Raw genomic sequence first — 11,265 nt, 5'->3', positions numbered from 1 at the left:
GGATTGTTTCTGGTTTTAGGAATCGTATTAGTTGTTGTTTACTTTATAAATAAAAGAAAGAGAAGATAATCTTCCTTAACTTTGCATAAGGTTATTAAGTAAGCACAATGAGTAAAATAAGAATCACCAAGCAATTTTCTTTTGAAACCGGTCATGCATTATATGGATATGATGGTAAATGTAAAAATGTACACGGTCATAGTTATAAATTAAGTGTGACTGTTATCGGCAGTCCCATTACAGATACTTCTCATGTAAAATTAGGTATGGTTATCGATTTTGGGGACCTTAAAAAGATTGTAAAAGAAGATATAGAGGATGTTTTTGATCATGCTACTGTTTTTAATAAAAATACGCCACACGTAGAACTGGCAATGGAGCTAAAAAATAGAGGACATAACGTTATTTTAGTGGATTATCAACCTACCAGCGAAAATATGGTGATTGATTTTGCAAAGAAAATCAGCGCCAGACTTCCTGCAAATATTGTTTTACATTCCTTAAAGTTACAAGAAACTGAGACTTCTTTTGCAGAGTGGTATGCTAGTGATAATACGTAGACAAAAAAGGGCGTTACCCAAAGGGTCAGGCTATACGCTACAATTCCTCCCACACTAAGGTGTGGTGCGGGATTTTCACTACTATCCCTAACGCAAATACTAGCATCGCTTAACTTTTTCAGTATCTTTACAGCTCAAAATAAATCTATGAATCTTCCTGAAGGGAAAAAAATATATTTTGCAAGTGATAATCATCTGGGAGCACCTACATCAGCACTAAGCTTCCCCAGAGAACAGAAATTCATACGATGGCTTGATGAAATTAAAGAAGATGCTGCTGCCATTTTCTTATTAGGAGATCTTTTTGATTTTTGGTTTGAGTATAGTACCGTAGTACCAAAAGGGTTTACCAGAACACTGGGTAAACTAGCAGAAATTACTGACTCAGGAATTCCTGTGTACTATTTTGTAGGAAATCACGATTTATGGATGAATGGATATTTTGAAGAAGAACTAAACATTCCTGTATACCATAAACCTCAGGAATTCACATTTAACAACACTACTTTTTTAATTGGTCATGGAGATGGTTTAGGACCAGGTGATAAAGGGTATAAACGGATGAAAAAAGTATTTACTAATCCTGTTGCTAAGTGGTTTTTTAGATGGTTACATCCTGATCTGGGGGTAAAACTAGCACAATATCTTTCTGTAAAAAATAAATTGATTTCTGGAGAGGATGATGTTATTTTTCTGGGAGAAGAAAACGAATGGTTAGTACAATACTGCAAACGGAAATTAGAAACTAAACATTGGGATCATTTTGTTTTTGGACACAGACATCTTCCTATGGAAATTCAACTAAATGATCAGTCCAAATATACCAATCTGGGAGATTGGATTGTACATTATACATATGCTGTTTATGATGGTAATACAATGAAATTAGAAAAATACGAAGCGTCCACTGAAAAATAAAGAGCTATTCGACCCAACTGGACATAGTTTTTTGCATCTTAGCATATTAAGTCCTTAACGCTATAGCTTCTGGCGAAATCTGTATACCGATTTCTTTGTTTTTGGAAAGATTTTCTTTGTTTTCCAAAAAAACGATTTGCTCGTTCCATACTGCCTCCACAAGATAATGACTCCCCTGAAAATGTGATTTTTTTACTACTGCCTTGATAGCTGAAGCCTCATCTATAAGTAATTCGTGAGGATACACCAATAGCTGAGTTTCATTACTAAGATCGGGTCTGAATATAGACAATGGCAATTGATTTACCTCTCCAAAAAGCGAAGCTACGTAATAACTTTTAGGCTGTAGATATAATTCCTGCGTTTTGGCATTTGCTACGATCATACCTTCCTGAATTACTAACGTTTCATCGGCAAAAGAAAGGATATCAGTTTTATCATGAGTTGCTGTAATACTTGTAATTTTATTTCGCTTCAGGTAACTAAAAAGATTTCTACGTAAAGAGCTTCTTCTAAAGTTATCGATATTACCAAAAGGTTCATCCAGTAGCAGAAGTTCTGGTTTTTTAGCTAACACTTTAGCTAATGCCACCCGTTGTTTTTGTCCACCACTCAGGTTAGTTACTTTAGTCTGTGCAAACGCAGTCATCTCCACAATATCCAGTAATTCCTGAACACGTCCTCGTTTCAGATCAGGTTCAAAATTAGAGAGATACTGACCTATATTTTCTGCTACCGTTTCAAAAGATTGCAATTCTGACCCTTGGGACAAATGTTTCATATATGCTTCGCCGGGTATCAGATTATAGGCAGGACCTAATATCTGTGTATCATTCCAGAATAAAGATCCTTCATCCACATCTAATAAACCATAGATTACCTTTAGTAGTGTGCTTTTACCACATCCACTAGCTCCAATGACAGCAATATGCTGCCCTTTTTTAATAGTAAAACTTATATTTTTTAAAATGGGAGTAGTATCGTAAGCAAAAGAAACATTGTTGACATTTAGCATATTCAAATATAATTAAAAAAATTCTTGAAATCGACTATTGTAAATCAGGAATATACCTTACAAAGCATCAGACAATCTATTTAAAAATCATAATATAATAAGCTACTTCATCCCAAAAGTATGTATCAGAAACAAGACACCTTTTATCCTGATTTTTGAATCAGAAAGTGCTGATTATATACGCTACATCCGAAGCAGATCCTTGTGTGATACTATAGATTATAACTATCCCTTCATCTTTTTTACCAAATTTTCTGGCAGTTCTTCATATCCCATAGTATAAAATGTAAAGCTGAATATATCAGCATATTGCTGTATTGTCTTTGCTACAGGAGTTCCTGCTCCATGACCTGCATTCGTTTCAACACGGATCAGTGTGGGATTAGTGCCTGTTTGATTTTCTTGCAATGCTGCTGCAAATTTAAATGAATGCGCAGGAACCACCCGATCGTCATGGTCTCCCGTAGTTATTAATGTTGCTGGATACTGTACATCCTTTTTCACATTATGTACAGGTGAGTATCCTTTGATATATTCAAACATTTCAGCACTCTCCTCAGAGGTTCCATAGTCATATGCCCAGCCTGCTCCGGCAGTAAACGTATGGTATCGCAACATATCTAAAACCCCAACTGCTGGTAAAGCAACTTTCATTAAATCAGGACGTTGTGTCATAGTGGCTCCCACTAATAATCCTCCATTAGAACCTCCCCTGATTGCAAGATATTCACTGGATGTATAGTCGTTGTCTATCAAGTAGGTTGCTGCTGCAATAAAATCATCAAATACGTTTTGCTTTTGCATTTTAGTCCCTGCATCATGCCATTTCTTACCATATTCTCCTCCACCTCGTAGATTAGGAACCGCATAAATGCCTCCTTGTTCCATCCAGATAACATTAGCAATGCTAAAGGATGGGGTGAGACTAACGTCAAAACCTCCATACCCATATAACATCGTTGGGTTCTTACCCGTTAGTTGCAATCCTTTTTTGTGAGTAATAATCATCGGGATTTTAGTACTATCTTTTGAGGTATAAAAAACCTGTTTACTCTCATAATCATCCGGATTAAAATCGATTGACGGTTTTCGATATAGTGCAGAAGTACCATCCTCAATCACATACCGATATATACTGGTAGGTGTTTTATAATTAGTAAAAGAATAATAAAGTACTTCTTCCTCTTTTTGAGTTCCAAAGCCTGCAATGCTCCCCAATCCAGGCAATTTGACCTCACGTATTAAGGTACCGGTATAATCATATTGCAAAACTTTAGATACTGCATCTACCATATATTCTGCAAAGAAATAACCTCCTCCTGTGTTGGGACTCAATACGTATTCTGTCTCTGGAATAAAATCCTTCCAATTTTCTGGAGTAGGATTAGCTGCATCTACCGTTACTATCTTTTGGTTGGGTGCGTTTAGATTTGTGACCAAATATAGTGTAGATCCCATATTTTCTATAACATAAGTATCACTTTCTGTATGATCTAGAATAATATTGAATGTACTATTTGATTTTTTCAAGTCTTTAATGAATAATTTATTTCCTGAGGTAGAAGTACTGGCAGAAATCAAAAGATACTGGTCATCTTCTGTGACATATCCTCTTATGTACCGATGTTTTTCTTCTGGCACACCTCCATAAATCAACTGGTCTTCTTTTTGTTTAGTACCCAATATGTGATAATATACTTTATGCTGATCAGTTTTTGCAGAAAGTTCACTTCCCTTTGGCTTGTCATAGCTAGAGTAATAAAAACCTTCATCGCCTTTCCACGACATCCCAGAAAATTTAATATCCACTAAGGTGTCTTCTATGATTTCTTTAGTCTCCGCATTTTTAACAATCACTTTTCGCCAATCACTACCTCCTTCAGAAATAGAATACGCAAGTAATTTACCGCTTTTAGAAAAGTTCATCCCTCCCAGAGAAGTTGTTCCGTCTTTACTGAATGTATTAGGATCTAAAAATACCTCGGGTGTATCTCCTTCCTTCTTATATCTATAAATAACATATTGATTCTGCAATCCATCATTTTTATAAAAATAAGTATAGTCCCCTTCTTTAAAAGGAGCACTTACTTTTTCATAATTCCACAAATCGGATAAACGATTTTTTAGCTGATCGCGATAAGAAATACTGTCCAAGTATCCAAAAGTCACTTTATTTTGTGATTTCACCCAATTTTCAGTTGCTTCACTTCTATCATCTTCCAGCCAGCGAAATGGATCCTTTACTTGTACACCAAAATAAGTATCTATAGTGTCCACTTTTTTAGTTTCCGGGTAGTTCAATGGTTCTATTGTTTTAGTATTAGCGATCTTTTCTTCTTTTTTACATTCCATAATGGATCCGATTAAAAGTAATATGAAGAGACAATTTTTCATGATGAATTTTAATTTTAGTAACTCAAAACTACCAAAAGTAACTTCTTTTTAATATTAAAGAAACCATAAAAAACGATCTCCATTTATGAATTGGAACGGAGAACACATTATTTTAGAGTATGGCTTTAGGATATCACGGGGTTATATTCCTTAACCCATCCAGAATTCTTCTTAATTAAACTTTGCAAAAAAGTCCTTGCTGTAAAGATAACAGCAAGGACTTTATTAATTCACATTATTGAATTTTCTCAGGTTTTGGTCTACAGTGACCAAAAAACATCTTTTTTTACCCTATCAATTTATTAGCTATGAGATACTCGCCTATTTGTACTGCATTGGTTGCAGCTCCCTTACGCAGATTATCAGCTACAATCCACATATTTAATGCATGTTCTCTAGAGTGATCTCTTCTAATTCTACCTACAAAAACATCATTTTTACCCTCAGCATAAATAGGCATTGGGTAGGTATTAGTATCTGGATTATCTTGTACAGTCACTCCGGGAGTTTCGCTTAAAATTTTACGAACCTCATGCTCGTCAAAATCTCGTTCAAATTCCAGGTTTACACTCTCACTATGACCTCCAACCACTGGAATACGTATAGCAGTAGCAGTCACTGCAATTGTACGGTCGTTTAATATTTTCTGAGTTTCATTGACTAATTTCATCTCCTCCTTTGTATATCCATTGGCCTCAAAGACGTCGCAATGTGGGATGGCATTACGATGAATAGGGTATGGATATGCCATTTCACCTTTCTCTCCGGCATATTCATTTTCTAATTGTTGTACAGCCTTTACTCCTGTACCTGTTATAGACTGATATGTAGAAATAATGACACGTTTGATTTTATATGCATCGTGTAAAGGTCCTAAGGCCATCACTAATTGTATCGTAGAGCAATTAGGATTCGCTATAATTTTATCATCTTTAGTAAGCTCTTTTGCATTAATCTCTGGAACTACTAATTTTTTAGTAGGATCCATTCTCCAGGCCGATGAATTATCAACTACAGTAATTCCCGCTTCAGCAAATTTTGGTGCCCATGCTGTTGAGGTGCTTCCACCTGCAGAAAACAAGGCAAGATCTGGTTTCATTTCTATAGCTGTAGCCAGACCTACAACGGTAAACTCTTCTCCTTTATACATTAATTTTTTACCCACAGACCTCTCTGATGCTACAGGAATCAATTCCGTTATCGGAAAATTACGCTCTTCTAATACTTTTAACATTACGGTTCCTACCAATCCAGTGGCACCGACAACAGCTACTTTCATACATACTATTTTTTACAAATCTCGGCAAATGTGAGGAATAATTTTAGTATCCCCTCTATTTTTATAGTAATTATATCAATTTGAACAAATTGTTATATAATAAACAAATTGTAGAAAAAACCGCTCAGATGACTAAGCGGTTTAGGTTAATTACGTAGTATAGCGGTGAAGCTATTATTATTTATTTTGTCTTTTTAATTCATCTCTGATCTCAATTAGTAACTCTTCTTGAGTTGGACCAGCTGGAGCTGCAGGAGCAGGTTCTTCTTTTTTCTGACTTCTTTCATAAGCTTTTAACACCATAAAAATACAGAAACCGATGATAATAAAATCAATTACTGTCTGTATAAAAGAACCATAATTAATAGTCACAGGAGGCACCGCTTCTCCGGCGGCATTTACAGTAGCCTCACTTAACGCTAATTTAAGTTCAGTAAAATCTACTCCACCTAATACCATACCTATTGGAGGCATGATAATATCATTAGTAAATGAAGTTACAATTTTTCCAAAAGCTCCACCTACGATTACCGCAGTTGCAAGGCTTACTATATCACCTTTCATTAAGAAAGACTTAAAATCTTTTAAAAATCCCATTGTATAAAAATTTAGTTAGTGTTAATAACAACCAAATTAAGTAAAAAAAATAAATACTTTAACATATCTATACTATAGAATTGCTCTAATCGACAAAACTCATTATTTATCGACAAACACACGTTTTACCCTAGGCGCTATCCCTGTAATTAGCTCATAAGAGATAGTTCCTGCATGCTCAGCCACGAAGGCAGCGGTTACGTCTGAATCAAAAAGAATCACCTCATCACCTTCTTTACACTCAATCTCTGTAATATCCACCATAATCATGTCCATACATACATTGCCCAAAATATATGCTTTCTTGTGATTGATCATCACAAACCCTTTTTTATGACCATAGTGCCTACCGATCCCATCAGCATGACCAATAGGGATAGTTGCTGTTCTAGTCTCTGCAGTAGCAGTAAATGCTCTATTATACCCTACTGTTTCTCCAGCACTTAATACGTGAATTTGGGAAATTATAGATTTCAAAGAAGCAATAGGTTTTAATTCTTTATCATATATTGCTTCATTACCAAAACCATATAAACCTATACCCGTACGAACCATATCAATATGAGCTTCTGGATAATTCAATATCCCAGAAGTATTACATTGATGTACTATCGGTTTATAGCCAAGTTGATCTGTGAAATTATCAGTAATCCTTTTAAAAGCATTGATCTGTTTTAATGTAAATTTTTTTTCTGTATGATCTTCACTAGCTGCTAAATGCGAAAACAGGGATTGTACCATAATAGCATTTGTATTGTTTAGCATACTTATACACTGATCTACCTCATCCTTAGAAAATCCAATTCTGTTTAAACCTGTATTGAATTTAAGGTGTACAGGATACCTATCCTGATCAAGTGATTCTGCAATGCTAATAAATTCTTTTAGCACTCTCATGCTATACATACTAGGCTCTAAACGATATTTTATTAAACTCAAAAAATTTACTGTCTGGGGATGAAATACCAATATAGGTTTTTGAATTCCAGCTTCTCTCAATGCAATTCCTTCTGGAGCATAAGCAACTGCAAAATAATCTACATTAAGTCTTTCTAAATGTTTCGCAATTACGGCAGCATCGCTTCCATACCCAGCAGCTTTTACCACGGCCAATAATTTGACTCCGGGATTTAATTTACTTTTTAGATACTCATAATTATGAGTCAGATGTGCCAGATTAATTTCTAAAACGGTTTCTCTAGTACTCATCCGGGTTTTTAGTATTTTTTGACAATTCTTTTGGATCCTTTACTTCTATTTCTTTTACTTTTTCCTTTAATGTTGCCTTGTAATATGCTGCACGACTTAAAGGTTCATATTCTTCTGTTTCTCCTAATACCACTAAATCATCTTTTTTAGACTTTCTAAAACTATATTGTGCCAGATTTCCTGTTCTGGTGCAAACCGCATGAACCTTAGTCACATATTCTGCTGTAGCCATCAGTGCTGGCATAGGGCCGAAAGGGTTCCCTTTAAAATCCATATCCAGCCCTGCAACAATTACACGAATACCCCTGTTAGCCAAATCATTACAAACATGAACTATTTCATAATCAAAAAACTGAGCTTCGTCAATCCCAATGACATCACACGTATCAGCCAGAATTCTAATATTAGCTGCAGCAGGCACTGGTGTTGACCTTATCTCATTCGCATCATGAGAAACAACCATTTCATCATCATACCGCACATCAATGGCCGGTTTAAAAATTTCTACTTTTTGTTTAGCAAATTGAGCACGTTTTAATCTTCGAATCAATTCTTCGGTCTTACCCGAAAACATCGAACCACAGATTACTTCTATCCACCCAAATTGCTCTTTATGATTTACTGTATTTTCGAGAAACATTTTGTATTTTTCAGCATCAATTAAAAGAAAATCTCTACTCCTACCAATTAACCTTTAAAATGATATATAAATAATCATGTTTTGGTTAATTTTGGTAGTCCTCTAAAGATGAGGTAAATTTATTAAAAAACAAAAGGTAGTATCACAAACGAATCAGAAAGTTATGAAGAACAAGTTGGAATCAGAACTTATAAGTATTGCTCACAGGATATTACGACTAAGTGGTAGATCAGAGATCTCACAATTACAGGAAGAGGCAAAGAATTTATATGAGAAACTGACAATTTTGAACTTTTCAGAATCTCACTTTTTAGAATCTGAACCTACATTACAAGAAGTACAAGATATCTTAGATAACAAGACTACTTTTATACCAGATGAAACCACAGATATTAATCCTCCTCAACCATCTATTAGTTTACAAGAAACTGTAATAACAGAATATGAGGAATCAAAAGAGCCTTTTACAAATGTAACATCAATAAATGCAGAAGATATTCCTGTAAATATCAAAACAGATCATAGCAAAACTGTAGCCTTAGAAGATGAAAAACCAGAAATAGTAATTGAAAAAATTAACGAAAAAATCTCAGAAGATCTTTTTGTACCTGCTACTAATATAATTACGGAAGAAAATATCTCATTTTCTGAGCCAGTTTATGAAAAAAATGACAAAGAAGACATTGGTACAGGGGGTCAAAGTATGCCTATTATAGATCCGGTTAAGGAAACAGATAAAAAGCCTAAATCACTAAATGACCAACTTAAAAAGGGTATTCATATCGGATTAAATGATCGACTGGCATTTATTAAGCACCTTTTTAACGGAAGTTCTACAGATTATAATCGTGTGCTCTCCCAACTGAACACATTAAATAGTAAAAGTGGTGCACGACAATTTGTTAAAAATATGGTGAAACCTGATTATAATAATTGGGTAGGTAAGGAAGAATACGAAACTCGTTTTATGGAAATCGTAACGAACAAATTTGAATTTTAAATCGTATCTGCCTTCATAAGTAAAAGAGAATACATGAAAATTATATATTGGATTGCGACTATCGCTCTATGCAGTATAATGTTGTTTTCTGCTCAGATGTATATTAGAAATACGGAAATGGTGCAAGGCTTTTTTGAAAGTTTTAATTATCCTGCATATCTTGTGATTCCGTTAGCAGTTGCTAAAATCCTCGGAGTTATAGTAATTCTCGCTAATAAAGTGCAATGGATTAAGGAGTGGGTTTATGCTGGTTTCTTTTTTGATCTGGTATTAGCTACAACTGCTCATTATTATGCAGGTCATACTATTGGATTATCATTATATGCCTTTATTCTGTTGGTAATCTCTTATATCATTGGAAAAAAAGTTAGACCTTAAAATATGTCAAAATTATACCTCGTACCTACACCCATAGGTAATCTCGAAGATATAACTTTTAGAGCTATTAAAGTGCTTAAAGAAGTTGATCTTATCTTAGCAGAAGATACCCGAACCAGTGGTAAATTACTAAAACATTATGAGATTACTACCCATATGCAGAGTCATCATATGCATAATGAGCATAAAACGGTAGATCATATTATCAAAAAACTACAAAGTGGTGAAACCATTGCAATCATTAGTGATGCAGGAACGCCTGCGATCAGTGACCCTGGATTCTTAATAACCAGAGCGTGTGTGGAACATGGTATTGCAGTAGAATGCTTGCCCGGAGCAACTGCTTTTGTTCCTGCATTAGTAAATAGTGGTTTACCTAATGACAAATTTGTTTTTGAAGGATTTCTTCCTGTAAAAAAAGGAAGGCAAACCCGATTAAAATTATTGGCAGAAGAAACCCGAACCATGATTTTTTATGAATCTCCGCATAAATTAATCAAAACTCTAGGACATTTTGTAACTTATTTTGGTGCAGATCGACCTATTTCTGTATCCCGTGAATTGAGCAAACTATATGAAGAAACCGTGCGGGGAACTGTACAGGAAGTATTACTACATTATGAAAAAAAACCTCCAAAAGGTGAAATTGTGATCATAGCCGGAGGTAAGAAAAAAGATATATGAAAACCTTACTCTCTGAAATAAAATCCTGCAATGTTTGTAAAACTAACCTACCACTTGGAGCAAAACCAATTATTTCTGCACATCAAAAATCAAAAATTGCTTTAGTAAGTCAAGCGCCGGGAATCATTGCTCACCGATCCGGTACTGCTTGGAATGATCCTGGAGGAAAAAGGTTAAAACAATGGTTGCACATTGATGACCATCAATTTTATAATCCTAAAAATTTTGCTATAGTACCAATTGGTTTCTGCTATCCTGGAAAAGGAACGGGTGGTGATCTACCACCAAGACCAGAATGTGCTCCATTATGGCATTCTACTCTGTTTGAGAAAATGAAAGAACTACAACTCATTATATTAATAGGTCAATATGCTCAGAAATATTATCTTAAAAACAGTGTGAAAAAAACTGTAACAACAACCGTTCAATCCTATAAAGAATATTTGCCTTTATATTTTCCAATTCCACATCCATCACCAAGAAACAGAACTTGGATGAGTAAAAACCCTTGGTTTGAAGAGCGTGTAATACCAGAGCTTAAAAATTCTGTGGCATCAATTTTATCTGAAAAAAATATTTAAAAAATCAAAA

12 protein-coding genes are annotated in these 11,265 nt (G+C 34.8%); 6 read left to right on the top strand and 6 right to left on the bottom strand.

Features of this window, described 5'->3' with window-relative positions; all coding sequences use genetic code 11:
* Positions 1–107 precede the first annotated feature (107 nt).
* Positions 108–560, top strand: a complete 453-nt coding sequence (locus tag ABD816_RS18305; RefSeq protein WP_344929856.1) for a 6-pyruvoyl trahydropterin synthase family protein — start codon at positions 108–110, stop codon at positions 558–560.
* 147 nt (positions 561–707) lie between these two features.
* Entirely contained in the window at positions 708–1,478 is a 771-nt protein-coding gene (locus tag ABD816_RS18300; protein ID WP_344929854.1) for a UDP-2,3-diacylglucosamine diphosphatase, read from the top strand.
* Positions 1,479–1,524: 46 nt separating this feature from the next.
* Here ABD816_RS18300 and ABD816_RS18295 read toward each other — a convergent pair whose 3' ends face one another.
* From ABD816_RS18295 to ABD816_RS18270, 6 genes are all read right to left on the bottom strand, one after another.
* Positions 1,525–2,493, bottom strand: a complete 969-nt coding sequence (locus ABD816_RS18295) for an ABC transporter ATP-binding protein (RefSeq protein ID WP_344929851.1) — start codon at positions 2,491–2,493, stop codon at positions 1,525–1,527.
* Positions 2,494–2,718: 225 nt separating this feature from the next.
* On the bottom strand, positions 2,719–4,887 hold the full coding sequence (locus ABD816_RS18290; protein WP_344929849.1) for a prolyl oligopeptidase family serine peptidase: 2,169 nt from the start codon (positions 4,885–4,887) through the stop codon (positions 2,719–2,721).
* A 286-nt stretch (positions 4,888–5,173) separates the two neighbouring features.
* The gene (locus ABD816_RS18285; RefSeq protein WP_344929846.1) at positions 5,174–6,166 is read right to left on the bottom strand and encodes an aspartate-semialdehyde dehydrogenase; all 993 of its coding nucleotides are present in this window, start codon (positions 6,164–6,166) and stop codon (positions 5,174–5,176) included.
* A 177-nt stretch (positions 6,167–6,343) separates the two neighbouring features.
* Entirely contained in the window at positions 6,344–6,763 is a 420-nt protein-coding gene (gene mscL, locus ABD816_RS18280) for a large-conductance mechanosensitive channel protein MscL (protein ID WP_344929843.1), read from the bottom strand.
* A gap of 102 nt (positions 6,764–6,865) precedes the next feature.
* Positions 6,866–7,972: an alanine racemase gene (alr, locus tag ABD816_RS18275; RefSeq protein WP_344929841.1), complete on the bottom strand. Its 1,107-nt coding sequence runs from the start codon at positions 7,970–7,972 to the stop codon at positions 6,866–6,868.
* Positions 7,962–8,612 carry a thymidine kinase gene (locus ABD816_RS18270; RefSeq protein ID WP_344929840.1) on the bottom strand — a complete coding sequence of 217 codons (651 nt, stop codon included), beginning with the start codon at positions 8,610–8,612 and terminating at the stop codon, positions 7,962–7,964. Before ABD816_RS18270 ends, alr begins: the two co-directional genes overlap by 11 nt.
* 163 nt (positions 8,613–8,775) lie before the next feature.
* Between ABD816_RS18270 and ABD816_RS18265 the strand changes: the two genes are divergently transcribed.
* Genes ABD816_RS18265 through ABD816_RS18250 form a run of 4 tightly spaced genes read left to right on the top strand, consistent with a single transcriptional unit; the run spans position 8,776 to position 11,255 of the window.
* The gene (locus tag ABD816_RS18265) at positions 8,776–9,612 is read left to right on the top strand and encodes a hypothetical protein (protein WP_344929837.1); all 837 of its coding nucleotides are present in this window, start codon (positions 8,776–8,778) and stop codon (positions 9,610–9,612) included.
* Positions 9,613–9,645: 33 nt separating this feature from the next.
* Entirely contained in the window at positions 9,646–9,990 is a 345-nt protein-coding gene (locus ABD816_RS18260; RefSeq protein WP_344929834.1) for a DoxX family protein, read from the top strand.
* Between the two features lie 3 nt (positions 9,991–9,993).
* Positions 9,994–10,674 carry a 16S rRNA (cytidine(1402)-2'-O)-methyltransferase gene (rsmI, locus tag ABD816_RS18255; protein ID WP_344929832.1) on the top strand — a complete coding sequence of 227 codons (681 nt, stop codon included), beginning with the start codon at positions 9,994–9,996 and terminating at the stop codon, positions 10,672–10,674.
* A complete protein-coding gene (locus ABD816_RS18250) occupies positions 10,671–11,255 on the top strand; it encodes a uracil-DNA glycosylase family protein (RefSeq protein WP_344929830.1) in 585 nt (194 codons plus the stop codon). The genes rsmI and ABD816_RS18250 overlap by 4 nt, the downstream gene beginning before the upstream one ends.
* Positions 11,256–11,265 lie beyond the last annotated feature (10 nt).

It is taken from the genome of Aquimarina addita (assembly GCF_039539305.1).
Taxonomy (GTDB): domain Bacteria; phylum Bacteroidota; class Bacteroidia; order Flavobacteriales; family Flavobacteriaceae; genus Aquimarina; species Aquimarina addita.
The sequence above is the reverse complement of the archived record's forward strand: the minus strand, read 5'-3'. Positions and strand labels throughout refer to the sequence as shown.